The sequence below is a fragment of the Terrabacter koreensis genome (assembly GCF_054783315.1).
This window is the reverse complement of record NZ_BAAGQU010000005.1, coordinates 1-23,322: the sequence shown is the minus strand read 5'-3', so window position 1 is coordinate 23,322 and position 23,322 is coordinate 1. Positions and strand designations below refer to the sequence as shown.

The 23,322-nt window shown below is 69.4% G+C and carries 21 protein-coding genes; 7 read left to right on the top strand and 14 right to left on the bottom strand.

The features are described from left to right. Positions 1 to 4: 4 nt before the first annotated feature. Entirely contained in the window at positions 5 to 658 is a 654-nt protein-coding gene (locus tag ACYVNR_RS12375; RefSeq protein ID WP_461048324.1) for an NAD(P)H-binding protein, read from the bottom strand. 244 nt (positions 659 to 902) lie between these two features. Here ACYVNR_RS12375 and ACYVNR_RS12370 point away from each other — a divergent pair, with 244 nt between their 5' ends. Both ACYVNR_RS12370 and ACYVNR_RS12365 read left to right on the top strand, forming a co-directional pair. Next, positions 903 to 1,631, top strand: a complete 729-nt coding sequence (locus tag ACYVNR_RS12370) for a hypothetical protein (RefSeq protein WP_458798886.1) — start codon at positions 903 to 905, stop codon at positions 1,629 to 1,631. Positions 1,632 to 1,681: 50 nt separating this feature from the next. Next, on the top strand, positions 1,682 to 2,320 hold the full coding sequence (locus ACYVNR_RS12365) for a class F sortase (RefSeq protein WP_458798887.1): 639 nt from the start codon (positions 1,682 to 1,684) through the stop codon (positions 2,318 to 2,320). Between the two features lie 115 nt (positions 2,321 to 2,435). Here ACYVNR_RS12365 and ACYVNR_RS12360 read toward each other — a convergent pair whose 3' ends face one another. Genes ACYVNR_RS12360 through ACYVNR_RS12345 form a run of 4 tightly spaced genes read right to left on the bottom strand, consistent with a single transcriptional unit; the run spans position 2,436 to position 7,042 of the window. Further along, positions 2,436 to 3,212, bottom strand: a complete 777-nt coding sequence (locus tag ACYVNR_RS12360) for an SRPBCC family protein (RefSeq protein ID WP_461048323.1) — start codon at positions 3,210 to 3,212, stop codon at positions 2,436 to 2,438. A 7-nt stretch (positions 3,213 to 3,219) separates the two neighbouring features. Next, positions 3,220 to 4,077, bottom strand: a complete 858-nt coding sequence (locus ACYVNR_RS12355) for an FAD binding domain-containing protein (protein WP_461048322.1) — start codon at positions 4,075 to 4,077, stop codon at positions 3,220 to 3,222. Further along, a complete protein-coding gene (locus ACYVNR_RS12350) occupies positions 4,074 to 6,563 on the bottom strand; it encodes a xanthine dehydrogenase family protein molybdopterin-binding subunit (protein WP_461048321.1) in 2,490 nt (829 codons plus the stop codon). Before ACYVNR_RS12350 ends, ACYVNR_RS12355 begins: the two co-directional genes overlap by 4 nt. Continuing rightward, entirely contained in the window at positions 6,560 to 7,042 is a 483-nt protein-coding gene (locus ACYVNR_RS12345) for a (2Fe-2S)-binding protein (RefSeq protein ID WP_045192842.1), read from the bottom strand. Before ACYVNR_RS12345 ends, ACYVNR_RS12350 begins: the two co-directional genes overlap by 4 nt. Positions 7,043 to 7,198: 156 nt before the next feature. Between ACYVNR_RS12345 and mgrA the strand changes: the two genes are divergently transcribed. Beyond that, positions 7,199 to 8,242 carry an L-glyceraldehyde 3-phosphate reductase gene (gene mgrA / locus ACYVNR_RS12340; protein ID WP_461048320.1) on the top strand — a complete coding sequence of 348 codons (1,044 nt, stop codon included), beginning with the start codon at positions 7,199 to 7,201 and terminating at the stop codon, positions 8,240 to 8,242. Between the two features lie 75 nt (positions 8,243 to 8,317). Here the strand turns inward: mgrA and ACYVNR_RS12335 are convergent, their stop codons facing one another. From ACYVNR_RS12335 to ACYVNR_RS12325, 3 genes are all read right to left on the bottom strand, one after another. Further along, a complete protein-coding gene (locus ACYVNR_RS12335) occupies positions 8,318 to 9,109 on the bottom strand; it encodes a trypsin-like serine protease (RefSeq protein WP_461048319.1) in 792 nt (263 codons plus the stop codon). Between the two features lie 125 nt (positions 9,110 to 9,234). Beyond that, positions 9,235 to 10,062 (bottom strand): sterol desaturase family protein, encoded by an 828-nt coding sequence (locus tag ACYVNR_RS12330; RefSeq protein WP_461048318.1) that lies wholly within the window; start codon positions 10,060 to 10,062, stop codon positions 9,235 to 9,237. Beyond that, a complete protein-coding gene (locus ACYVNR_RS12325; protein ID WP_461048317.1) occupies positions 10,062 to 10,799 on the bottom strand; it encodes a FadR/GntR family transcriptional regulator in 738 nt (245 codons plus the stop codon). Before ACYVNR_RS12325 ends, ACYVNR_RS12330 begins: the two co-directional genes overlap by 1 nt. A gap of 85 nt (positions 10,800 to 10,884) precedes the next feature. Between ACYVNR_RS12325 and ACYVNR_RS12320 the strand changes: the two genes are divergently transcribed. Further along, positions 10,885 to 11,373, top strand: a complete 489-nt coding sequence (locus ACYVNR_RS12320; protein ID WP_461048316.1) for a PaaI family thioesterase — start codon at positions 10,885 to 10,887, stop codon at positions 11,371 to 11,373. 159 nt (positions 11,374 to 11,532) lie between these two features. On the opposite strand, the gene ACYVNR_RS12315 is transcribed toward ACYVNR_RS12320, so the two are convergent. Further along, on the bottom strand, positions 11,533 to 12,465 hold the full coding sequence (locus ACYVNR_RS12315) for an SGNH/GDSL hydrolase family protein (RefSeq protein WP_461048315.1): 933 nt from the start codon (positions 12,463 to 12,465) through the stop codon (positions 11,533 to 11,535). 174 nt (positions 12,466 to 12,639) lie between these two features. On the opposite strand from ACYVNR_RS12315, the gene ACYVNR_RS12310 reads away from it, so the two are divergent. Together ACYVNR_RS12310 and ACYVNR_RS12305 are read left to right on the top strand one after the other, a co-directional pair. Further along, positions 12,640 to 13,167, top strand: coding sequence for an RNA polymerase sigma factor (locus ACYVNR_RS12310; protein ID WP_461048314.1), 528 nt, complete (start codon positions 12,640 to 12,642; stop codon positions 13,165 to 13,167). Continuing rightward, positions 13,164 to 14,135, top strand: a complete 972-nt coding sequence (locus ACYVNR_RS12305) for a hypothetical protein (RefSeq protein WP_461048313.1) — start codon at positions 13,164 to 13,166, stop codon at positions 14,133 to 14,135. The genes ACYVNR_RS12310 and ACYVNR_RS12305 overlap by 4 nt, the downstream gene beginning before the upstream one ends. Before the next feature lie 100 nt (positions 14,136 to 14,235). On the opposite strand, the gene ACYVNR_RS12300 is transcribed toward ACYVNR_RS12305, so the two are convergent. The 5 genes from ACYVNR_RS12300 to ACYVNR_RS12280 all read right to left on the bottom strand — a co-directional run bounded on the left by ACYVNR_RS12300 (position 14,236) and on the right by ACYVNR_RS12280 (position 21,906). Next, positions 14,236 to 15,417, bottom strand: a complete 1,182-nt coding sequence (locus ACYVNR_RS12300) for an XdhC family protein (RefSeq protein WP_461048312.1) — start codon at positions 15,415 to 15,417, stop codon at positions 14,236 to 14,238. After that, on the bottom strand, positions 15,410 to 16,528 hold the full coding sequence (locus ACYVNR_RS12295; protein WP_461048311.1) for a vWA domain-containing protein: 1,119 nt from the start codon (positions 16,526 to 16,528) through the stop codon (positions 15,410 to 15,412). Before ACYVNR_RS12295 ends, ACYVNR_RS12300 begins: the two co-directional genes overlap by 8 nt. Before the next feature lie 21 nt (positions 16,529 to 16,549). Continuing rightward, positions 16,550 to 17,437 (bottom strand): AAA family ATPase, encoded by an 888-nt coding sequence (locus ACYVNR_RS12290; RefSeq protein WP_461048310.1) that lies wholly within the window; start codon positions 17,435 to 17,437, stop codon positions 16,550 to 16,552. A gap of 46 nt (positions 17,438 to 17,483) precedes the next feature. After that, positions 17,484 to 18,167, bottom strand: coding sequence for a nucleotidyltransferase family protein (locus ACYVNR_RS12285; RefSeq protein ID WP_461049378.1), 684 nt, complete (start codon positions 18,165 to 18,167; stop codon positions 17,484 to 17,486). 232 nt (positions 18,168 to 18,399) lie between these two features. Then, on the bottom strand, positions 18,400 to 21,906 hold the full coding sequence (locus tag ACYVNR_RS12280; RefSeq protein WP_461048309.1) for a hypothetical protein: 3,507 nt from the start codon (positions 21,904 to 21,906) through the stop codon (positions 18,400 to 18,402). A gap of 413 nt (positions 21,907 to 22,319) precedes the next feature. Here ACYVNR_RS12280 and ACYVNR_RS12275 point away from each other — a divergent pair, with 413 nt between their 5' ends. Further along, the gene (locus ACYVNR_RS12275; protein WP_461048308.1) at positions 22,320 to 22,718 is read left to right on the top strand and encodes a hypothetical protein; all 399 of its coding nucleotides are present in this window, start codon (positions 22,320 to 22,322) and stop codon (positions 22,716 to 22,718) included. Positions 22,719 to 23,322 lie beyond the last annotated feature (604 nt).

Below are 23,322 nucleotides of genomic sequence, written 5' to 3'. Positions count from 1 at the left end.
CGGGTCAGGCACCGCCGACGACCTCGTCGATCGGCGACGGCCCGTCGTTGAAGGCGATGACGCGCCGCGACGTCGAGTCGGGGTGCGACACGACCGATCGGATCACGTGGGCGACGTTGTCGCGCGAGACCTGCCCGGCCGTGACGCCCTCGCCTGCGGCGATGTGTCCCGTCGCCGCGTCGAGCGTCAGGGCGCTCGGGCGCAGGATCGTCCAGGCGAGGTCGGTGCCCTCGAGGTACGCGTCCGCCGCGGTCTTCGCGTCCGCGTAGGCGTGGAACGGGTTGTCCTGCGGCACACCGTGATCCGGGCCCGCGCCGAAGTAGGACACCATGACGTAGCGGCTGACTCCGGCGGCGGCCGTCGCGTCCATCGAGCGGATGGCGGCGTCGCGGTCGACCGCATACGTACGCGCGGGGTTGCCGCCGCCCGCGCCGGCCGACCAGACGACGACGTCGCTGCCGCGGACGAGCTCGGTGAGCTGCTCGGTGGACGCCGACTCAACGTCGACCACTGCGGGGGTCGCGCCGGTCGCCCGGACGTCGGCGACGTGGTCGGGATTGCGCACGACGGAGGTGACGTCGTGGCCGTCGGCGACGAGGAGCGGGGCGGCGAGCAGCGCGACCTTGCCGTGGCCGCCGATGAGAAGGACTCGTGACATGACTCCACCATCGCAGAGGAGCGCCGCGAACGCTCCCGAGCGGGGTGGCGCACGCGACACTCTCCCGAGCGGCGCAGCGTGTTCGGGTCGTGTATGTTCTCCCTCGGCTGAGGCGCCAGGCGCCTCGCCACGGTTCGCCGGCCGCCCTCACGGTCACTGAGTTTCCTTGCGTCACAACACCCTCCACCTTCGCGGCTCGTGACCCGATCGGTCTGTGCCGCCCTGCCCGGAAGCGCACTCACTGATGCCCAGAACCACCCATGCCGGCGTGCCGTCGCGCGCCGCAGCCCTACTCGTCGCCACCACCTTCGCCGCCGCGGGCACGTGGAGCCTCGGCGCTCCGTCCGCCTCGGCGACCCCCGGCGACCCGCACAAGGTGTGGGTCTGCAAGTACGTGCACAAGCCCGGTGCGGACGAGGTGCTCAAGGGCGGCAAGAACCCGATCCACGTCGACGCCGCCTCGCTGACCAACGACCGCGGTGTGGCGCCCGCGCTCGGCGACACCTTCTCCGACGGCCAGTTCCTCTCTGTCGTGGTGTCGCTCGACGACGAGGCACCCGCCACCGAGTGCCCGACGACGCAGCAGCGCGAGGCGACCGGCACGTCCGCACGCCCTGGCACCGCCACCATCCCGACGCCGACCGCCACCGTGACCACCAGCCCGGCCCCGACCGCACCTGGCAGCGGCCCCGTCGTCGCCGGCGGCGCCACCGCCCCGAGGAGCACGCCGGCCATCGACCCGGCGCCGCCCGTCGTCGCGGACGCCGCCGTCGCCGAGGCGCCGGCGACCGTCGCGTTCGCGCCCGTCCCGGCCCTCGGTGAGGGTGCCCCCGACACCGGCGGCATGGGCCAGGTGGCGGACCGCACGAGCCCGCTCGACATCGTCATCGGTGTGGGCGCCCTGGCGCTCGCCGGCGGCGTGCTCGCCCTGCGGACCCGCCGTCGCCGGCGCGACACCGTCGAGGTCGACTGATCAGCGGCCGACACCGGGAGCACCGCCGTGCGTCTGTCGGACGCGCGGCGGTGCCCGTGCTCGTGACGCTGCTCGCGGGCGGCGGAGTCTGGTTCCTCGTCGACCGACCGCTGGCCAAGGCCGAAGCAGCCGCTCATCCGACAGCGAAAGCCCACCCGCCCGTCACCCCGGCCGAGGGGACGGCCTGCCGTCCGGGAGCGCCGCAGCGCGTCGTCTACCCCGCCCTCGGTGTGGATGCCGCCGTCGAGAGGATCGGCCTCGAGAGGGACCGTTCGAGCGGCGGCACCGGCGTGCACCGTCTCGGGAACCCGACCGACATCAGCCAGGTCGGGTGGTACGCCGAGGGTCCGCGACCCGGGAGCGGCGCGGGCACGGTGCTGCTCGACGGGCACACCTACCGCGACGGGTCGGCGGTCTTCGGTGAGGACTTCCCGACGCGGGCCACGGCCGGGCAGCTCATCCAGACCGTGCAGCCGGACGGCTCCGTCTGCTCGTACCGGGTGGCGAAGGTGTGGCCGGCCGTCGACGCCCAGCGGGACTACCCGCGCATCGTGGCCACCGCGCACCTCTACGACACCAGCGGCCCGGAGCGGCTCTTCCTCGCGACGTGCGGCGGACGGTGGGACGCGGCTCGCGAGGAGTACGACGACATCAGCGTCCTCGTCGCCACCCCGCTCCACCACCCCTGACCCCGAGCTCACGCCCGACTCTCGATCACGGAGTGGAGCCCCACCCCTCCAAACGAAAGAACGCTCCGTCACGCACAGGGGCGTGACGGAGCGTTCTCTCGATCGGGTTGGTCGGTCAGGTGTCGCGCGAGCCTCGGCCGATGAGGTAGCCGAGGACGACGCCGAAGGCGGCTGCTGCGGCGTAGCCGGCGTACCTCTGGATGAGCACGGGCATGACGGCCGACCCGAGGTCGAGCGGGGCGTCCTCCTCGACGTCGGACGTGACCCGACGCGGCGGCGGCGCCGCTCGGACCGCGGGCGTCGCCGCCTGCGGGCCCGTGTCGGCTGCCAGCGCGTCCGACCCGGTCTCGACGAATCCCGTTGCGGGAGAGTCGTCTGCGGCCGGCTCGGCCGCCGCAGTCGGCGCGGCCGGCGCGGCCGGCGCGGTAGCAGCCACCTCCTCGCCACCGCCGGCGCCGAGCTGCTTCTCGATGCAGGCGACGAAGGCCTGGAGCAGCTTGTCGGAGACGTCCTGCATGACGCCCCGGCCGAACTGCGCCGGCTTGCCGGTGACGGCGAGGTCGGTGGTGACGTCGGCCCGCGCGCCGTCACCGTCGGGCGACAGCTCGATCGAGACCGTCGCGCCGGCGGTGCCGTTGCCGCGCTTGTCCTTGCCCTTCGCCTCGATGACCGCGCGGTGCGTCGCGTCGTCGCGCTCGACGAACGAGCCCGAGCCGGAGTAGACGAGCGCGATCGGCCCGAGCTTGACCTTGACCGTGCCGGAGAAGCCGTCGTCGGTCACCTCCGTCACGGTCGCCCCTGGGAAGCAGCCGCCGACGCGCTCGAGGTCCATGAAGAGGGCCCACGCGTCGTCGACCGAGGTCGGCACGGTGAAGGAGTGCGTCAGCTCCATCCGGTGATCACGCTCCCGCCGCGGCGAGCACCGCACGCCGCGTCAGCACGGTGGCGAGGTGCTTGCGGTAGTCGGCGTCGCCGTTGAGGTCGGAGGGCGGGTTGGTGCCCTCCGCGACCGACGCAACAGCCTCGCGCACCGCCTCGTCGGTGGCCGGCTTGCCGACGAGCGCCTCCTCGACCGCCTTGGCGCGCAACGGGGTCGAGCCCATGTTCGTGAGCCCGACCCGAGCCTCGGCGATCGAGCCGCCCTCGCTGCGCACGGTCGCCGCGACGCCGACGATCGACCACTGGTGGCTGACGCGTACGAACTTCTCGTAGTGCGCCCCCCACCCGGTGTGCTTCGGGATGCGGATCTGCGTCAGCAGCTCGCCCTCGCCGACGGCCGTGGTGAAGAGGTCCTCGAAGAAGTCCTCGGCCGCGACCGTACGCGTGGAGCCGCCCGGGCCGGCGATGACGAGCTCGGCGCCCAGCGCGAGCGCCGGGGCGCCGACGTCGCCAGCGGGGTCGGCGTGCACGAGCGCGCCACCGACGGTGCCGCGGTGCCGGATCTGCGGGTCGGCCACGGTCGCGATCGCCTTGTTGAGCAGGGCGGCGTGCGTGGACACGGCCTCGGAGGCCAGCACGGCGGCATACGTGGTCATGGCACCGATGACGAGGTGGTCACCGTCCTCGCTCACGCCCTGGAGCTCGGGGATGCGCCCGAGGTCGATGACGACGCCGGGTGCGTTGAGGCGCATCCGGAGGATCGGCAGCAGCGACTGACCGCCGGCGAGCACCTTGGCATCGTCGCCGTGCTCGGCGAGCGCGGCGACGGCGTCGGCCACCGAGGTCGGTGCGACGTAGTCGAACTGTGCGGGGATCACTGGCCACTCCCTTCGCTCCCACCCGATGCCGGATCCTGGTTGGGCGCTCCCTCGTCGAAGTGCGGCGCCGCGTCGCGCTCACCCTCGGTGTTGACGGCGGCACCGGCCTGGATGGCCTTCCAGACCCGCTCGGGCGTGCACGGCATGACGATGTCGTTGACGCCGAGGTGACGCACCGCGTCGACGATGGCGTTGACCACGGCGGGGGTCGAGGCGATGGTGCCCGCCTCTCCGACTCCCTTGGTGCCCAACGTGTTGTAGGTCGACGGCGACGTCGTGTGGTCGGTGATGAAGCTGATCGTGTCGGCCGACGTGGGCAGCGTGTAGTCGACGAAGGAGCCCGTGACGAGCGTGCCCTGGTCGTCGTACTCGGCGCCCTCCCACAGAGCCTGCGCGATGCCCTGGACGAGACCGCCGTGCACCTGGCCCTCGACGATGAGCGGGTTGATGATGGTGCCGATGTCGTCGACGCAGACGTACTTGCGCATCTTCGTGGCACCGGTCTCGGTGTCGACCTCCATCGCGCACAGGTGGGTGCCGTGCGGGAACGAGAAGTTGTCGGGGTCGAAGGTCGCGTCGGCGTCGATGGTCGGCTCGATGCCGTCGGGCAGGTTGTGACCGGTCCACGTCGCGAGCGCAACCTCGGAGATCGTCACGCCCTTGTCGGTGCCCTTGACGCCGAACGTGCCGGCCTTGAACTCGACGTCGTCGACGCTGGCCTCGAGCAGGTGCGCGGCGATCGGCTTCGCCTTCTCGATGACCTTGTCGGCGGCGCGCAGGACGGCCTCACCGCCCACGACGAGCGAGCGGGAGCCGTAGGAGTCCATGCCCTTGGGCGCGATCTGGGTGTCGCCGTGGAGCACCTCGACGTTCTCGAACGGCACACCGAGGCGGTCGGCGACGATCTGGCTCCACGCCGTCTCGTGGCCCTGGCCGTGCGGCGACGTTCCGGTGACGACCTCGACGGTGCCGGTGGCGAGCATGCGGATGCTCGCCGACTCCCAGCCGCCGGCGCCGTAGCTGAGGGCGCCGAGGATGCGGGACGGCGCGAGGCCGCACATCTCGGTGAACGTCGAGACCCCGAGGCCGAGCTGGACCGGGTCGTTCGACTCGCGGCGCTGCTTCTGCTCGGCGCGCAGCTCGTCGTAGCCGAAGAGCTCCTTCGCCTTGGCGGTGGCCGCCTCGTAGTTGCCCGAGTCGTAGGTCATGCCGGCCACTGTGGTGAACGGGAACTCGTCGTGCTTGATCCAGTTCTTCTCGCGGATCTCGAGCGGGTCGACCCCGACCTCGACGGCGAGCTCGTCCATGAGCCGCTCGATGGCGTAGGTCGCCTCGGGGCGCCCGGCCCCGCGGTATGCGTCGACCCACGTCTTGTTCGTGTAGTAGTTCGTCGTGTTGAACTGGTAGGCGCCGAACTTGTAGATGGAGTTGAACATCCACGCGCCGAGCACCGGCACGCCGCCGCCGACGATGGCGGCGTAGGCACCGAGGTCGGCCATCAGCTCGACCTTCAGTCCGGTGACGGTGCCGTCCTTCTCGGCGGCCAGCGTCAGCTTCTGCCACTGGTCGCGGCCGTGGTGGCCGCTCACCATCGTCTCGGAGCGGGTCTCGGTGAACTTGCACGGCTTGCCGAGCTTGCGGGCGACCGCGAGCGTGGTGAACTCCTCGGGCGTCGTCTGCAGCTTGCCGCCGAAGCCACCGCCGACGTCGGGCGCGATGACGCGGATCTTCGACTCGGGCAGGCCCGTCGTCGCGGCGATGCAGAAGCGCAGGACGTGCGGCACCTGCGTGGCCGACCACATCGTCACCTGCTCGCCGGTCGGGTCGACGACGGTCGAGCGCGGCTCCATGAAGGCGGGGATGAGTCGCTGCTGGCGGTACTCGCGCTCGATGACGATGCCGCCGTCGCGGGCCTTGGCGATGGCCTCGTCGACGTCACCGCCCGAGCCCTGTCCGGCCGAGTCGAGCTGCCAGAAGGCGCTCTTGTTGGTGCCGAGGTCGGGGTGGGCGAGCACCTCGTCCTTGGCGGCCTCCTTGAGGTCGAGCACCGCGGGAAGCTCGTCGTAGTCGACGTCGACGAGCTCGGCGGCGTCGCGGGCCTCGGCCGACGAGCGCGCGGCGACGACCGCGACGATCTCACCGGCGTGGGCGACGTGCGAGACGGCGACGGGCAGGTGGTCGGGCGTCTTCTGGTCGGCGCTGATCGGCCAGGCCGTGATGTTGACGCCCTGGATGTCCTTGAGGTCCTCGCCGGTGAAGACGGCGATGACGCCCGGCGCCCCCTTGGCCTCGTCGACCGAGATCGCGCTGATCGTCGCGTGCGCGAAGGGGCTGCGCACCATGGCGAGGTGCAGCATGCCGGGCAGCTGGATGTTGTCGGTCCAGCGGGTGCGTCCGGTGATGAGGCGCTGGTCCTCCTTGCGGGTGCGCGCCTTGCCGATCTCGGCCGCCGGGGTCTCGGATGCCCGGTCCTCGGTGATCGTCATGAGCCCACCGCCTGTGAGCTGAGGTCCTTGGCGGCCTGCTGAACGGCCTTGACGATGTTGTGGTAGCCGGTGCAGCGGCAGAGGTTGCCCTCGAGCCCCTCGCGGATCTCCTGCTCGCTCGGGTCGGCGTTCTCCTTGAGGAGGTCGCAGGCCTGCATGATCATGCCGGGCGTGCAGTAGCCGCACTGGAGGGCGTGGGTCTCGTGGAAGGCCCGTTGAACTGGATGGAGCTCGCCATCCGTGGCGAGCCCCTCGATCGTCGTCACCTCGTGACCGTCCGCCTGGACGGCGAGGACGTTGCACGACTTCACGCTCGTTCCGTCGAGGTGCACGGTGCACGCACCGCAGTTGCTCGTGTCGCACCCCACGACGGTCCCGGTCTTGCCGAGTCCTTCGCGGAGGTACTGGACCAGAAGGGTCCTGGGCTCGACCTCGTCGGAGTAGCGCACCCCGTCGACGGTCACATTGATACGGGTCATTGCTGTTTGTCCTCCTGCCGCACTGCAGTTGACTTCCCCACGGTGAGTCTTGCTCGGCTTCCCCTACTGCACAAGGGCACCGGGAGAACCCGTCCCGCGGACCCGGCCGGGCGAGCGCTCTCGGCCCACCCGGCGGCATACGCAAGACTGTCGTGCATGACTCTCCACGCCGACGACTACCAGGCGCTCCGCAGCCGCTACGACTCGATGACCTACCGCCGCACGGGCCGCTCCGGCCTCGACCTGCCGGCCGTCTCGCTCGGCCTCTGGCACAACTTCGGCGACGACGTGCCGCTCGACCGCCAGCGCGCGACGCTGCGCCGGGCCTTCGACCTCGGGGTCACGCACTTCGACCTGGCCAACAACTACGGTCCGCCCTACGGCAGCGCCGAGCGCAACTTCGGCACGATCTACGCGCCGGACTTCAAGCGCTACCGCGACGAGCTCATCATCAGCAGCAAGGCCGGCTACGACATGTGGCCCGGCCCCTACGGCCAGGGTGGCGGCAGCCGCAAGTACGTCCTCGCCTCGCTCGACCAGTCGCTCGCGCGGATGGGCCTCGACTACGTCGACATCTTCTACTCCCACCGTTTCGACGAGACGACGCCGCTCGAGGAGACGATGGGCGCGCTCGACACCGCGGTGCGCTCGGGCCGCGCCCTGTATGCCGGCATCTCGAGCTACTCGGGTCCGCGCACCCGCGAGGCGATCGAGATCCTGCGCTCGATGGGCACCCCGCTGCTCATCCACCAGCCGAGCTACTCGATGCTCAACCGCTGGGTCGAGGAGGACCTGCTGGACGTGCTCGGCGAGGAGGGCGTCGGCTGCATCGCGTTCAGCCCGCTCGCCCAGGGCATGCTCACCGACAAGTACCTCGACGGTGTGCCCGAGGGGTCGCGCGCGTCGCAGGACAAGTCCCTGTCGACCGACCTGCTGACCGACCAGAACCTCACGCACATCCGCGCGCTCAACGAGATGGCGAAGCAGCGCGGACAGTCGCTCGCCCAGATGGCGCTCGCGTGGATCCTGCGCGACGAGCGCGTGACGTCGGTGCTCATCGGCGCCTCGTCGGTGGCCCAGCTCGAGAACAGTCTCGGCTCGCTCGACAACCTCGACTTCTCGCAGGAGGAGCTCGACACGATCGACCAGCACGCCGTCGAGGGCGGCATCAACCTCTGGAAGACCTCGAGCGCCCACTGACGCTCCCCCACCCCACGCACACCGAGGGCGTATGCCGTGTGGCCGGCCACACGGCATACGCACTCGGTCACGTGGTCAGCTCATGAAGCCGTTGATGAACGCGAGCACGTCGGGACGGTCGACGCGGAAGACGCCGCCGGTGCCGCCGCACGTCGGGTTGAGGCCGAACGAGGTGACGGCCGCGACGACGTTGGACGATCCCAGGAAGTTTGGGCCACCCGAGTCGCCGAAGCAGGTTCCGCCGGTGTTGGCGTTGTTCGAGAGCATCAGCGACTGCTGCCCGGTGAAGCCGGTGTTGATCTGCAGCAGGTGCGGGTGGGCGACCATGCGGATGCGCAGGGCCAGCTCCTTGAACGCCGCCGCGTCCGGGTAGGCCTGCTGCAGGCCGTAGCCCACCGACGTGAAGGTCGTCGAGCGACGCGGCTTGAGCGAGTCGAGCGAGTTGGCCGTCGGCAGGGCGCCGTAGGTCGACATCGCGAAGGGGTGGTCGAGGGTGACGACGCCGACGTCGTGGAGGAAGAAGGCGTTGGTGTCGAAGAGTGGGTGGGTGTGCGGGGTGCCGCCCACCTGACCGGTGAAGGGGTAGCCGTTGGCCGGACGGCCGTTCTCGACGTCGGACTGGAACCAGATCTCGATGTGCGCCGCCGGGGCCTCGGTGCAGTGGCCTGCGGTGAGGAAGACGGACTCACTGAGGAGCGTGCCCGAGCACCGCCAGAGCGGGGCGCCGTTCGCGTCCTGGGCGACCATGAGACCGACGTACGGGTGTGCGTTGCCGTCGAGGGCGCCGTCCGTGATGGCGCCGGAGGGAGCGGCCGCGCCGAGGACGAGCGCGAGGGACGCGACGAGCGCGAACCAGATCTTCTTCATGGGTGACCTTTCGAGGGGCTGGCGCGCCGGAGCGCGCGGCTCTTCCCCCGAGAGGCGAGACCCACGGTAGACCTGCCCCGCTCGTGCCGTCACGGTTTCGGACGTGCCGGCCCGACGGCACACGCTCAGGCGTTCGGCTGCCAGCCGGGGCCGCGGAGCACGAAGCCCCAGCGGTCGCGCCACGACCGGGCGGCCCTGACGTCGCGCCAGATCGAGGCGTACTCATGGGTGGCGACGACGAGCGGGTTGTAGGTGCGCAGCTGCTTCGTCAGGCCGTAGACGACGCGCTCACCTTCGGGCTCGAAGGAGCGGAAGAGTCGGTCCCAGACGATGAGGATGCCGCCGTAGTTGCGGTCGAGGTAGCCGTTGTTCATCCCGTGGTGGACGCGGTGGTGCGACGGCGTGTTCATGACGAGTTCGACTGGACGCCAGAGCCTTCCGATCCGCTCGGTGTGCAGGAAGAACTGGTAGAGCAGCGAGATCGACTGCTGGAGGAAGATCGCCCACGGCGGCACGCCGAGCAGCGCGAGGGGTGCCCAGAACGGGATGCCGCCGAACGGGGTCCAGGTCTGGCGCAGCGCCGTCGAGAAGTTGTAGCGCTGGCTCGAGTGGTGCACGACGTGGCTGGCCCAGAGGATGCGCACCTCGTGGTGGCTGCGGTGGTACCAGTAGTAGGCGAGGTCCTCGGCGAGGAAGATGACGACCCAGACCCACCAGAGCGAGGTGTCGAGGCGCAGCGGCGTGACGGCATACAGGGCGGCGTAGACGACGAGCTGCAGGGCCTTGTAGCCGATGCCGACGACGACGCTGCCGATGCCCATCGACAGGCTCGTGACGGTGTCGCGCACCTCGTAGCCGACCTCGTCGTCGTCGGGAGCGAGCCACAGCGAGAGGACCTCGATGACGATGAACGCGATGAAGAACGGGATCGCCGTGACGATGAGGTCGACCATCACGCGCCCTTGGTGAGGTGGTCGAGGGTGCGGCCGCCGTCGGTGAGGGTGGCCCACACGTCGATGGCCTGGGTGAGGATGGCGTCGGAGAGACGGGCGGCCGCGTCGGCGTCGCGTTCCGCGATGGCGGCGGCGAGGGGCGCGTGCGGGACGAGGTCGGCACGGTCGGCCGCGAGCAGCGCGTCGAGCGAGCCGGGGGCGCCGTCGATTGCGTGGGTGAGCGAGTTGAGGGCGAGCCGGAAGGCGAGGTTGCCGCTCGCCTCCACGACCTCGAGCCAGAAGGTGCGGTCGGCGTCGTCGATGTCGGGGCAGCCGTATGCCGTCGCGGCGGCGACGATGCGCTGGTGCCCTTCCGCGGTGCCTCGGGTCGCAGCCAGGCGCGCGGCGTCGACGCCGATGCAGCGGCGCATCTCGAGGCCGTCGCGCAGGATCGTGGGGTCGAGGCCCTCGCCGGAACGGGCGAGGTGGGCGAGCAGGTCGAGGCCGGCGCTGCTGCGCACGTCGAGCACGCGGGTGCCGCCGCCGTGGGTGACCTTGACGAAGCCGGCGACCTGGAGACGCTGGAGGGCCTCGCGGACGGCGTGCCGGTTGACGGCGAACGACGCCGCGAGCTCGCGCTCGGGTGGCAGGGCGTCGCCGGGGGTGAACCGGCCGGTGAGCACGGCGTCGCGCAGCTCGGAGAACACCTCGTCGGACACCGAGCGTCGCGCGACGGGGCCGAATCCACTCTGACTCATGGGGGCCACTGTGCCCGGCAAGGGGTCAACTCATCAAGAGGTTGGACCAATTCTGTGACGTAGTCCGCTGTGTAGGTTGTGCGCCATGGTGCAGACGACGGGGACGACGGACGGGCCGAGCATCCAGGAGCGCCTCTACCCCGACCTGCCCTGTTTCGGCTGCGGCCAGGCCAACGCCAAGGGGCTGCAGCTCAAGAGCTATGCCCTTGGCGGCACGGCTGCTGACGGGGTCACGGCCTCGTTCACGCCGTGGCCCGAGCACGACAACGGCCTCGGCTACCTCAACGGCGGCATCATCGGCACGGTGCTCGACTGCCACAGCGCCGCGGCGGTCATGCTCGAGGCCGAGCGCGGCGGGTGGCCGCCGCTGCCCGGCGCCGACCTCTCCTACGTGACGGCCGGGCTCGACGTGCGCTACCTGCGGCCCGCGCCGCTGCACGACACGGTCGAGCTGTTCGCAGCGGTCACGGCGGCTGACGAGCCGCAGATGACGGTCGAGGTCGAGCTGCGCTTCGACGGCAAGGTGCGCGCCCAGGCCACCGCCCTCTGGAAGCGCTGGCGCCCCCGCACCTGAGCCGCCGGCCCGTCACTCGACGCGGAGAGGGCGCGCGTACTCGGATCGTGCTCCCCGGAGCGGAGCACGATCGCCCTTCCAATCGAAAGAACACTCCGTCCACTTCGAGCGGGCCCGCGCGGGTCTCGAGTCGGCGACGGAGTGTTCTTTCGATTTTCCTCAGCCGACGAGCTGGGCGGCGAAGGCTGCCGCGATCTTCGTGTGGCCCGTCCGGTTCGGGTGCAGGCAGTCGGTGCCGCCGACGAGGTCCGTGCCGGCCAGGATGCCGAACGTGTCTGCCGTGCGCGCGCCGTGCTGCGCCGAGATCGCGGTGATGAGGTCGTTGAAGCCGGCCGGTAGCGTGCCGAGCCCGGGCAGGGTGCCGCCCTCGAGGAACCAGTCGGCGAAGGCGCCGGCCGCCGGGTTGCCCTGGCCGAGCACGCAGGAGCGCAGCGGGTTGTAGTACGTCATGGTCACGATGGGCGTGCCCGGACCGGCGGCCTCGCGCAGCTGACCCAGCACCGCGGCATATCTGCTGGAGACGGCGGCGAAGGCCGCCCCGATGGCGGCGGGGCACGTCGCCGGGGTGGGCCCGAGGCAGGCCGTCGTGATCGGGCCGAAGATGTCGTTGCCGCCGACGGTGAGCGTGACGACCTCGACGTCGTTGCGCGGGTTGGCGTCGTGGTTGCGAGCGCGCAGCAGGGCGGTCGCCTGCGGCAGCTGCTCGTCGATGACCGTCTGGGTGGTCACACCCGGCAGCGCGGGGTGGCCGTCCATCGCGGGCACCGCCGAGCGCGCCAGGTTGACGACCTGGAGGGCCGTGCAGCCGGAGCGTGCATCGGCGCTCCGCGCAGGCGAGCAGTCGAACCGGTCGCGCAGCGTGTCGGCGAGCTGGGCGACGTAGCCGTTCGCGCGCCAGCCGGCGACCGTCGTGGCGTAGTCGACGACACGCGGCGCCGACTCCTGGCCGTTCGCGACCGAGTCGCCGAGAGCGAGGTAGACGGGCAGCCCGGGGACGGGGTCGACGCCACCTTGATCTGCCTGTGCGGCCGAGGCGGTGGACGCCCCCAGCACCAGCACGGACAGCGCGACCAGCCACCTCGAACGCCTCATCACCATCTCCTCGTCACCTGGGGGTGCCTCACCGTACGGCCCGCAGCGGCCCGTGTGGGTCGCGAGCCGCTCGACAAATCCGCAGGGAGTGTCAACCTTTGAGGAAGACGAGCGACTTCTCCTCTGACACACGGTGTCCGTCGGAGGTGGGAAGTGGCCACGGGAGCGATCCGCATGGAGTCGACTGCAGCGCACGTCACGAAGGAGCAGGTGCTCACCGGCCTGTTCCGCTCGCACTGCGTCGAGCTGGTCCGCCTCGCGTACTGCCTGCTCGGTGACCGGGAGCGCGCCGAGGACGCGGTCCAGGAGGTCTACCTCTCGCTGTTCCGGCACTGGCCCCCGCGCGATGAGTCGTCGGCACTGGCCTACCTCCGCGCCGGTGTCATCAACCGCTGCCGCTCCGACCAACGGCGCCTCTACAGCGCTCGGCGGGGGCAGCCGCAGCTGCAGCTCAGCGCCGTCGGTGCCCAGGCGGGCGCCGACGCCGCGACCGACGTCGTGGCTCGTGACGAGGCGAGCCGGCTCGCGGACCAGGTGCGCGGGCTGCCGCGCCGTCAGCGGGAGGTCATCACCTGCCGCTACTACCTCCAGCTCACGGAGAGGGAGACCGCCGAGCTCCTCGAGATCGGTGTCGGCTCCGTCAAACGCCATGCGCACCGGGGCCTCGCCACCTTGCAGGCACGTCTGGAGGAATCACGATGAGCACGTTCGAGCGCCGCGTCAGCGAGCTGCTGCGCGGCTACGGAGAAGGACTCGAGATGACCACCCAGGACGTCAACCGACTCGAGCAGGAGCTCGAGCAGAAGCGGGCCGCGAAGCAGGCCCAGAGCAGAGGGCGGCGCAACAGGATCTTCCAAGCGGCCGTGGCTGCCTGTGCAGTGACGGGCGTGGTCCTCGGCGCCCTCGCCCTCCGCAGTGGACCGGAACCGACACCGGCACCTGCCGCGACGCCCACCGCCTCGTCCGACTTGGCGCCCACGCCGACCATGACCGACCTCGCCGGAATCTGGCGCGAGGAACCAAAGCCGGGCCAGGACCCGACCGGGTGGCTCTGGACGTTCCGCACCGGAGCCCTCGCCATAGATGGGGGGCCCAACGACCTCTTCCTGCCCTCGGCGACGCACCGGCTGAGTCTGGTTCCGGATGGCTTCACGACCATTGACACCGAGGCTCCCGAGTGCACCACACGCTTCTCGGCCGCTGTCACCGACGAGGGACGCATGCGGGCGACCGTCGTGACGAGCACGCCCACGCAGGGCCGGCTGTGCAACCTCGCCAAGGGTGACTTCTGGGATCTCACCCGGATCTCGCCGAAGTCTCCCGCCAGCGAAGTCCTGTCGTCGGTGTGGGCCGCTCGTGCGACCACTCCCGTCCAGGGCTTGGGCGACCTGGCGGGCACCTGGCTGCTCAAGGGCACGGGTCGGGTGCTCACCATCACGGCAGCGGGCGCGTACGAGGTGCGCGACCCTGCCGCCGCCGACCGGAACCGCAAGGGTCGGCTGTCGGTCGCCCCTGACGGCAGGGTGACCGCAACCGCCGCGGACGACCCGAAGTGCACTGCGGTCTACCGTCCGATCACCACGCCGTACAACGCCTTCGATGCCGTGCTCGTCGGTGGCGGCTGTGCCCGCCTGGGCCGCGCCGGCGACCAGTGGATCCGCCTCAACTGAGCAGAGACCGTTCAATCGAAAGAACACTCCGTCCCCGCGAGCGGGACCGCGCAGCCTCGCTGACGGGACGGAGTGTTCTTTCGATTGTCTGGGGGCGAGGTCAGTGCGACGGTTCCGGGTCGTGGGCGGGATGGTGGTGGTGGATCGGGCCCTCGGTCGAGGCGAGCCGCTCGCCCGCCCCGCCCCACCGCAGCGCGATGATCTCGGCGGCGATCGAGACGGCCGTCTCCTCGGGGGTGCGGGCGCCGAGGTCGAGACCGATGGGCGAGCTCATCCGGGCCAGCTCGTCGTCGGTGAGGCCGGCCTCGCGCAGCCGGGCAAGGCGGTCCTCGTGGGTGCGCCTCGAGCCCATGGCGCCGATGTAGGCGACCTCGGGCAGCCGCAGCGCGACCTCGAGCAGCGGCACGTCGAACTTCGGGTCGTGGGTGAGCACCGCGATGACGGTGCGCGAGTCGATGCGGCCCTCGTCGACCTCGTTCTGCAGGTAGTCGTGCGGCCACCTGACGACGACCTCGTCGGCACCGGGGAAGCGCGTCTTCGTCGCGAAGACGGGCCGGGCGTCGCAGACGGTGACGTAGTAGCCGAGGAAGCTTCCGACGCGCGCCACGGCGGCCGCGAAGTCGATGGCGCCGAAGACGAGCATCCGCGGCTTGGGCGCGTGGGCGGCGACGAAGACGCGCATGCCCTCGCCGCGACGCTCACCGTCGGGGCCGTAGGTGAGGATCGCCGAGCGTCCCTGTGCGAGAAGCCCTCTCGCGTCGTCGCGTACAGCGTCGTCTGCGCGGCCGCTGCCGAGCGAGCCGAGCACGGATGCCGTGTCGTCGCCTTCGTCAGGCCCCTCGGCCTCAGGGTGCACGACCACGCGCCGACCGACCCACGCCGGCTCGGGGTGCTCGATCACGGTGACGACGGCGACGGGTCGACCGGCGGCGATGTCGTCGGCGACCGCGCCGAGCTCGGGGAAGGTCTCGCGGTTCACCTTCTCGACGAAGACGTCGAGGATGCCCCCGCAGGTCAGCCCGACGGCATACGCGTCGTCGTCGCTGACGCCGTAGCGCTGGAGCACGGGCCGGCCGGTCTCGACGACCTCTTGGCCCAGCTCGTAGACGGCGCCCTCGACGCACCCGCCCGAGACGGAGCCGACGGCCTCGCCGCCGGGGCCGACGAGCATCGACGCGCCGGGTTGGCGCGGGGCGGAGCGCCAGGTGCCGACGACGGTGCCGACGCCGACGGTCTCGCCGGCCGACCACCACTGCATCAGCTCGTCCATCACCTCACGCACGGGAGACCACCTCGATCAGCTGCTCGAACGCCGCGAGCGAGTGGCCCGCGACGAAGTCGTCGATGTGCGGCAGGGCCGCGACGATGCCCTGCTGCACCGGCTCGTAGCCGGCCTTGCCGCGGTGCGGGTTGGCCCACACGACGCGGTGCGAGAGCGCGGCGAGGCGTCGCATCTGCTCACCGAGCACCTCCGGTCCGTCGCGTTCCCAGCCGTCGGAGAAGACAACGACGACGGAGCCACGGGCCATACCGCGCCGGCCCCAGCGGTCGAGGAAGGCGCCGATAGAGTCGCCGAGGCGGGTGCCGCCCGACCAGTCGGGCACGACGCGGCCCGCGGCGGCGAGCGCGCGGTCGGGGTCGCGCTCGGTCAGCGCGCGGGTCACGTGGGTCAGGCGCGTGCCCATGGTGAAGACCTCGACGTGGGGCACCGTGCGCACGAAGGCGTGGGCGAGGCGAAGGAGGCTGTCGGCATACGGGCTCATCGACCCGGAGACGTCGATGAGCAGGACGATGCGGCGCGGGCGTACGCCGCGGCGGCGGTGGTGGACGCGGCCGGGCTCGCCCATGCGGCGCAGCTGCTCGCGCAGGGTGGCGCGGCCGTCGACGGTGCCACTCGTTGCGCGGACGTGGCGGCGCGCCCTTCTCTGAGGGGCTCTCGGCGCGAGGGAGGCGAAGAGGCGGGCCGCGGCGGCACGGTCGGCAGCGTCGAGGGTGGCGACGTCGCGGTGGCGCAACACCTCCTGGGCGCTGGCGCGCGCCTCGAGGGTGTCGCTGTCGTCGGTGCTGCCTTCACCCTCGCCGCTGTCGAGGGGGGCCTGGCGCACCGGAGGGCGCACGATGTCGACGTTGCGGCCCTTGGGGATCGACTCGCCGCCGAACCAGCGCTCGAAGATCTCGTCGTAGGCCGGGAAGTCGGCGGGCGTGCTCGTCAGGGTGGAGCGGCCGGCCCAGTAGACGTGGGCGCGCTCGCCCATCCCGACGGTGGCGGCGGCGAGCAGGAAGGTGCGCTCGCGGTCGGCGGTGACGGCGAGGCCGGCGGCGCGCAGGGCGCGGGCGAAGCCGAGGAGCAGCTCGTCGGGCTCGAGGTCTTCGTGGGCGTCAGTGCTTGGCATGATGCGGTCGGGTGGGGCTCGTCAGGCGGTGAGCAGCTTGTCGAGGGAGGCGCGGATGCGCTCGGAGTCCTCGCGGTACTTCAGGGCGGCGCCGAGCGTGGCGGCGGCGACCTCGGGGTCCAGACGGGTGGCGCCCACGGTCTCGAGGGCGCGAGCCCAGTCGAGGGTCTCGGCGACGCCGGGAGGCTTGATGAGCTCGCCGCTCGTGCGCAGACGCTGGACGAGGGTGACGACCTGCTCGGCGAGGGCCTCGGAGACCTCGGGCAGACGCGTACGGACGATCTCGAGCTCGCGGGCCAGGCCGGGGTGGTCGATCCAGTGGTAGAGGCAGCGGCGCTTGAGGGCGTCGTGCAGCTCGCGGGTGCGGTTCGAGGTGAGCACGACGATCGGTGGGGTCTTGGCAGCGATGGTGCCGAGCTCGGGGATCGTCACCTGCCAGGTGGAGAGGACCTCGAGGAGGAAGGCCTCGAACTCGTCGTCGGCGCGGTCGATCTCGTCGATGAGCAGCACACAGGGGGCCTCACGCAGCGCCTGCAGGACGGGGCGCGCGAGGAGGAAGCGCTCGTCGAAGAGCTCGGCCTCGAGCTGCTTGGCGTCGTGGTGCTCGTCGCGGCTGAGCGCCTCGACGGTGCGCAGGTGCAGGATCTGGCGCGGGAAGTCCCAGTCGTAGAGGGCCTGCGTCGCGTCGATGCCCTCGTAGCACTGGAGGCGGATGAGCTTGAGGTCGAGGGACTCGGCGAGGGCCTCGGCGAGGGCGGTCTTGCCGGTGCCTGGCTCGCCCTCGAGCAGGATCGGGCGGTTCAGCCGCGTCGCGAGGAAGGTGACGGTCGCGAGCGCCTCGTCGGCGAGGTAGCCGGTGCCGCCGAGTGCGGTCGTGACGGCGCTTGGGCTCGCGAAGAGGGGGTCCATGACCTGAGCATTGCTGATGATCGTTGCTCGCGGAAGCGTGGGGCGTTCAGCGCAACGTGTTCAGCGCATCGGGCGTGTCGGCGTCGCGGCCCGTAGCGAGGTCGCCGCACTCGACGAGCTCGTGGTCGTGGGTGCGGAAGTAGGTGCGGGCGCCCTGGTCTCCGGTGGCTGTCGCGGCGATCTCCTCCCAGTGGTCGCGACCGATGAGCGCGGGGTGGCCTGGCACGCCGCCGTATGCCGCTCGCTTGAGCTGCGCGCGAAGCTCGGGGTCGCTCGTGGCGCGGAGGTCAAGCGCGTGTTGGGCTGCGTCTGGTTGCTCGGCCTCGTCGACGTGGTCGCTGTGGGCGTTGTCGACATGGGCGGGCACGTCCAGAACGCGCGCCACGACCTCGGGTGTCAGGTCGGGAAGGTCGACGAGGGTGACCAGCACCGCGTCGACACACCCCTCGCCCTCGTGGGTCGACCGGGCCAGCGCGGTGAGACCGGCTCGGAGCGAGGCGCCCATGCCTTCATCCCAGTCCGGGCACGTGACGACGTCGATGTCTCGGCCGAGGGCCTTCACGATGTCCGTCACCTCAGTGGCGGCGGCACCCACGACGACGGTGACCCCGGCACACCCGCCGGCGTGGAGTAGGTGGACGGCCGACTCGACGAGGGTCGGCTCGTCCGGGCTGCGGCGCACAAGGGCCTTCGGTCCGCCCATCCGGCGCCCAGCTCCAGCGGCCAGCACAAGCCCACGCACATGGGCAGCCCGCCCGTACACGGCGGCCGCGTGGGGGGCACCTTGGACGTCACTCACGTCGTGAACCTACCCGCGGGGGGTGGAAACCCGCCTGAGAACTGCCGTCGCAACCCGCGTCACCGCGCCCACAAAGACGCAGTCAGGACGCGAGAAGCTTGGCTCGAAATGCGCACTGCGGAATGCGCTCCATTCCGCACCGACTAACGACCGACTGTTGTCGTTAGTAGTCGCGGATGCCGCGGACGGCTGCCCGTCGCGCATTGACGAGTGCTTCTTTGAGCAATGGCTCGTAGATCTCGATGCCGCGTCGGCCCAGGCGGGCAATGTCCTCGTCGTCAGAGTTGGCGAGGTCTCGAAGGTTGTCGAGTTTGGCTGCGTACCGTTCGTGGTCCTCGCCCGAGAACGATCCAACTTCGAGGGTGTGGAGCAGGTCGTCGGGTTCTGGGCTGAGCGCGCGGAGCATGGTGGCGAGTGTGTCGAGAGGGTAGCGGTGTCCGACCTGGAACTGGAGCGCGCCAAGGAGTTCACGGACAGAGATGTTGAAGGTGGGTTCGCTGACCGTTTCGGTGATCCATTCAATGTCCTTGCCTGCGATGACCCAGAAGAGTTCGCGCGCTAGCTCGGTGTCTCTGATTTGCTGCCAGAGCTTGCTCCGTTCGGCGGGGGTGAGGAGCCGGACTGGCTCTTCCCATTCGTCGAGGTCTCGCCAGCTGCTGCGCAACGTGGTCGTGGCGTGCTTTGTGAAGAGTTCGATGAATCCTTCGGGTGACGCTTTTGCGAGTGCATTGAGCGCTTGGGTGTGGACGTGATCGTGTCTGCTGTTCTCAGGGACGGTGTAGGACTTCATGGCGTTGAGCCAGTCGGGGTCATCCGGCATGGGGTCGTTGTCGTAGGTCCATTCGGCGGCCCAGAGTGCTGCCGCGGTTCCGCGGACCTGATCGTCAGGGTGTGTGAACAGCGCGTGCCTGGTTGGCTCGGGTGCGTGTCTTAGGACGAACGCTGACTCGAGTTCTTGGACGTCACCGGAGGTGAGTTGGTCGACGACTCTTTGGACAAGGGCCGAGTTCGTCGATTGGCCGATGACGGCGCTGATGATGCCGCGTCGGCCGTTCGGGTCCGAGAGTAGTCCGTCGGCGATCGCGGGGGTGAGTTGGTCGGTGCGGGCGCATACGTCGATGAGCGCTGAAGCTGATCCTGCAAAGCCGTGGGCGATGGCCGCGGTGAGCCATTTCGCTGGTTCTCGGTCGGCCTGGTAGGCGAGGCGCGCGAACACTTGCCATGTGCCGGTGGCCGTTTGGCCGACGGTCGCGAGCTCGGGCTCATGGGTCTTCAACCACTCCATGAGAACTTCGGGTGCCTGCTGCTGGAATGGTGCGAGAGCTTTGTCGAGCGCGGATTCTTTGCGGCGCCTGCTTTCGTCGTAGGCGGTCAGGCGCTCGCGTTCGTGCGTAAGGGTAGCGAACAACTTGTCTGGTTCATCGAGCCGGATATTTAGGGTGCTTGTCGCGTTGTTGAACCGGGCTCGGACGCCGGGGGCGGTGATGACTGGGGCGAGGGTGTTCGCGATGTTCTTCGCGATCCGCTTGCCCGCGCGTACTTGGGCCTTGTTGGTCTTGCCGCCGAATGGGAGGTCCCATCCGTTCGCGATCCGCACCCATTTGTCGAGCAGGTCGATCAGTGCGAGTTGGAGGGTGGGCGTTAGTCCGGGGGCACGAGTTGCGAGTGCGGGCTGAATGGCGTCGTAGAGGGTTTCCATATGGGTAGCGGCCCAGGTGAACGACTGCAGGATGAACTGGTGGAGGACCTCGGGGTTCATGTAGTTGCCGTCGTACGTCGGGGCGAGGATCTCGAAGGCGAGCGCTGCCCAGACGGTGTCGGTGAGGTCGGCGTCGGGCACGGTCTGGAGTGCTTGGACGAGTTTCATGAGATCGGCGAGCTGGGGTTGGTCGCCGCTGCGCGCGTCGCGAACTTCTTCCACGAGTTCCTTGGCCGCCGGTTTGATGTCGCGGCCTGCGCCTTCGAGAAAGGTAAGCGCTTTGACGAAGGTGGCAACGACGCCGGGGACGTTGCCTTCCACTGCGTCTGCGACGCGTGCGGCCAAGAGCTTCGCTTCGCTCTCGGCAATCGTGGGATCACTGGCGTTAAGCGCTGTGGTGACGCGTGCTAGGTGGATGTCCACGACGGCTTGCGCTTGTTTGGGGCCGAGTTGGCCGAAGCTTCGTAGGAGTTCGACGGCCTTCTTGGCGTCGGGCAGCACAGAGATGAGTTCGGCGGTGGTCGGCACTCTTGGGTGCGTTGCGCCGAGGATTTTCGTGTAGATCTGGATCTGCATGATGTCGGCAGCCATTTCAGGAAACTTGTCTCGGACGTCGCGCAGTCGGACGGGTGAGGCGGTGCCGGAGAAGTACACCTCGGATGCGACGCTGGCGGCGATGATGTGCGGCTGGACGCGGTAGGTCTGGGTGTGCTCGACCTGCTGGGTCTCGCGGTCGAAGCGCTTGTGGTCCTGGACATCGACGAGGCCGGCGATCGCGATAGATCGGATGAGTCGGACCAGTTCGGGTTGCCGGATCTGGAGGAGGTCGGCTAGGCGTCGTAACTGGTCGTCGTTGACTTGGCCGAGGAGCGCCAGGGTGCCGAGCACATCGACTGCATCTTCCGGTGCGTTGGATATGCGTAGGAAGGCGAAGATCCGGTCTCGCAGCGCGTTGCCGGTCCATACGGACTTCCAGTCACCCTCTTGAATGAGGAGGTCGGCAAGGTTCAGCGCCCAGGCGGGGCGGCCGTCGGCTTGTGTGAGGAGGTGCACGATTACTGAAAGCCGGGTGATGCCGCGTTCGCGGAGTATTGCTCCGAGCTCTTCGCGGGTGAGGAGGTCGACCTCGAGCTGGACCGCATTCGGGAGGTGGTCTGCGATCCGTTCCGTCTCGTGCGGCCAGCACGTTGCGACGATGCGGTAGTCGAGCTTCTCCGCGTCCCGCAGTTGTATTAGAAGGTCGACGTCTTGGAGTCGTGCGCCCGCGTCGTCGACCACGACCAGGGCGGGCCTGCTTTCGATGAGGTCATCGAGAAGTCGTTCGGGCGTGGGGTGCCGTTCGAGGAAAAGGGCGCCGTCTAGTCTGCTGGCTACGTGGCTCTTCCCGACGCCTGGTACTCCGAACAAGGTCATGTCGGAGTCGGACTGGTTCACTTCGGCGATGAGGGCGTCGCGTCCGATGGTTGATAGTTGTTGTTCGTCGGGGCGTGCTCCGCGCGGTTGGCGCGAGAAGCTGAACGGTCCACCTTCGATGTCGAGGATCTTGCGCCGCCAGTCGGGGTTTTCTCGGAACTGGTTCGCGAACCATGCTCGGTCGTAGACCTGCACGAGTTCGCAATCGAACTCCTTCGCGATGTCTCTGAGCTTCTCGCGCTTCGACCTGTTCGCTTCGGCGAGGTTGACCACGACGACACGCTGGACGGGGACTTGGTTCTTCCGTATCGACCGCAGGCTGTCTCGCAGGCTTCGCCTCGCGCCGTCCCAACTCCGCGAGGACGTGATGATGAGACCGGTGATCCGGGAGTCTTCGGTGATCTCTGCGTCAAGGCCGAAGTCGGAGCCTCCGGTGATCGGTACGAGCCCGGGGTGGATGGGACTGAGCAATGAGGTCGCACAGTCTTCGAAATCGTGCGGATTGATCCGCGCACGCGTGTCGGAGAGGCGTTGGTCGATGCGGTCGAGCAAGTTCACTTCAACCACCTTGGCGCTGACCTACATCCGAACTTGTTGACGCGTCCCATGGAGCGAATGTATCCGCGTATGGCGACATCGCTTGGCGGCTCGATGAACGACAAGGTGGCCCGCGGGGGTGTCAGTAGGTGAACTGGTTCAATTCGAAGCCGTGGAAGGCTGCGACGTGTGCCTATCGCAAGACGGTGAGACCCGCGGCGAGGGAGGTGTGTCCCTTCGCCGCCTATGTCTCCCACGCTGCGGTCCGAAGCTGTTGCGAACGCCGGCAGCGTCGCTTCACCCGCACTGCGCAGCGGTTGCTGTGGCAGCCGTCCCCACTCCCTCTGGCGACGCACCGAGCCCCTTGGCACCTGGTGGGCTGAGGAGTCACTAGCCTCTCGGGCAAGGAGACTTCGACAGGGGACAATATGGGCTTGCTGGACAACCTGCTGGCGGGCGGCGCTGTCGCCGCGATAGGCGCAACCATCGTGCGGAGCTACCGAGAGTCTCAGGAGACAAGTAGGCGGAGGAACTCACCTCCGTGCTTCTCCGAGAGTTACTCTCAGGTGGAGTTCAGTCAGTTGGTAAATGACGTGGCGAAGTCAACGCCGAGAGTGACGAATGTTGTTGTAACCGGAATGACAGCCGTCATTTATGTGAAGTCCAACAGTGGACTTTCGACATGGAAGGCGGAGATTGATTTCAACGACTATGGCACGCTTACGGGTAAGTACTGGATCGATACGGACAACTCCAATTCGATCATTCCGGAGCACTTTGCGCAGGGCGTCAGTGCCAAGTTGAGGCTAGCGTTGGCGCGGAGGGCCAAATGAGTTCGCTCCCCCTGCCACGAGACAGTACCTGCGAGTTCCATAGGTACGAGCTGTCCAGGCGTCCCGTACAGCGGTGTCGATGACGATCCAGTGGGGGCGCGACAGTTGCAGTGGGTGTCCTCGAAATCCTGCGTGCCAATGCCTCGCAAGCATAGCGAATACACAAGATTGGCGAGACGATGTCGAATGTCCGCGGTCGCGCCACTCGCCTCCAGCAGACTGATATCGGCGCCGACTCGGAGCACGGCCAACCCGCCAAGCGCGTCGTCACCTAAACCACCTTGCAAGCCACCGGCACGTAGCAAATGGGATTGGCCCCATCCAGCCGTCGGGCGCGCGATCGAGGACAGCTTGCTTGCGGCGGGCCCCACCGAGCGTGATGCGCCCGTCAGGTCGCGCCAGAGGCGCGGGACTGTGTGCTCGCCGACGGGGACGGCACACCCATCGATGTGCGTGGAAGGCGGCTCACCGGTGACCCTGGGGCGCCGTCGGCTCGCACGCGCCTCACCCCGCCCCGCTTCCGTGGCGATCCCAAGGGGCCACACCGAGACACCCGATCGCGCTAGGGAGAGGAGCACATTCAATGTCGAGTAGACACCGAGAA

What these genes read in the sequence shown, in the direction of transcription:
- ACYVNR_RS12375 (WP_461048324.1), bottom strand. Translation starts at nt 658, where the DNA reads ATGTCACGAGTCCTTCTCATCGGCGGCCACGGCAAGGTCGCGCTGCTC.
- ACYVNR_RS12370 (WP_458798886.1), top strand. Translation starts at nt 903, where the DNA reads ATGCCCAGAACCACCCATGCCGGCGTGCCGTCGCGCGCCGCAGCCCTA.
- ACYVNR_RS12360 (WP_461048323.1), bottom strand. Translation starts at nt 3,212, where the DNA reads ATGGAGCTGACGCACTCCTTCACCGTGCCGACCTCGGTCGACGACGCG.
- ACYVNR_RS12350 (WP_461048321.1), bottom strand. Translation starts at nt 6,563, where the DNA reads ATGACGATCACCGAGGACCGGGCATCCGAGACCCCGGCGGCCGAGATC.
- ACYVNR_RS12345 (WP_045192842.1), bottom strand. Translation starts at nt 7,042, where the DNA reads ATGACCCGTATCAATGTGACCGTCGACGGGGTGCGCTACTCCGACGAG.
- mgrA (WP_461048320.1), top strand. Translation starts at nt 7,199, where the DNA reads ATGACTCTCCACGCCGACGACTACCAGGCGCTCCGCAGCCGCTACGAC.
- ACYVNR_RS12335 (WP_461048319.1), bottom strand. Translation starts at nt 9,109, where the DNA reads ATGAAGAAGATCTGGTTCGCGCTCGTCGCGTCCCTCGCGCTCGTCCTC.
- ACYVNR_RS12330 (WP_461048318.1), bottom strand. Translation starts at nt 10,062, where the DNA reads ATGGTCGACCTCATCGTCACGGCGATCCCGTTCTTCATCGCGTTCATC.
- ACYVNR_RS12325 (WP_461048317.1), bottom strand. Translation starts at nt 10,799, where the DNA reads ATGAGTCAGAGTGGATTCGGCCCCGTCGCGCGACGCTCGGTGTCCGAC.
- ACYVNR_RS12320 (WP_461048316.1), top strand. Translation starts at nt 10,885, where the DNA reads ATGGTGCAGACGACGGGGACGACGGACGGGCCGAGCATCCAGGAGCGC.
- ACYVNR_RS12315 (WP_461048315.1), bottom strand. Translation starts at nt 12,465, where the DNA reads ATGAGGCGTTCGAGGTGGCTGGTCGCGCTGTCCGTGCTGGTGCTGGGG.
- ACYVNR_RS12310 (WP_461048314.1), top strand. Translation starts at nt 12,640, where the DNA reads ATGGAGTCGACTGCAGCGCACGTCACGAAGGAGCAGGTGCTCACCGGC.
- ACYVNR_RS12305 (WP_461048313.1), top strand. Translation starts at nt 13,164, where the DNA reads ATGAGCACGTTCGAGCGCCGCGTCAGCGAGCTGCTGCGCGGCTACGGA.
- ACYVNR_RS12295 (WP_461048311.1), bottom strand. Translation starts at nt 16,528, where the DNA reads ATGCCAAGCACTGACGCCCACGAAGACCTCGAGCCCGACGAGCTGCTC.
- ACYVNR_RS12290 (WP_461048310.1), bottom strand. Translation starts at nt 17,437, where the DNA reads ATGGACCCCCTCTTCGCGAGCCCAAGCGCCGTCACGACCGCACTCGGC.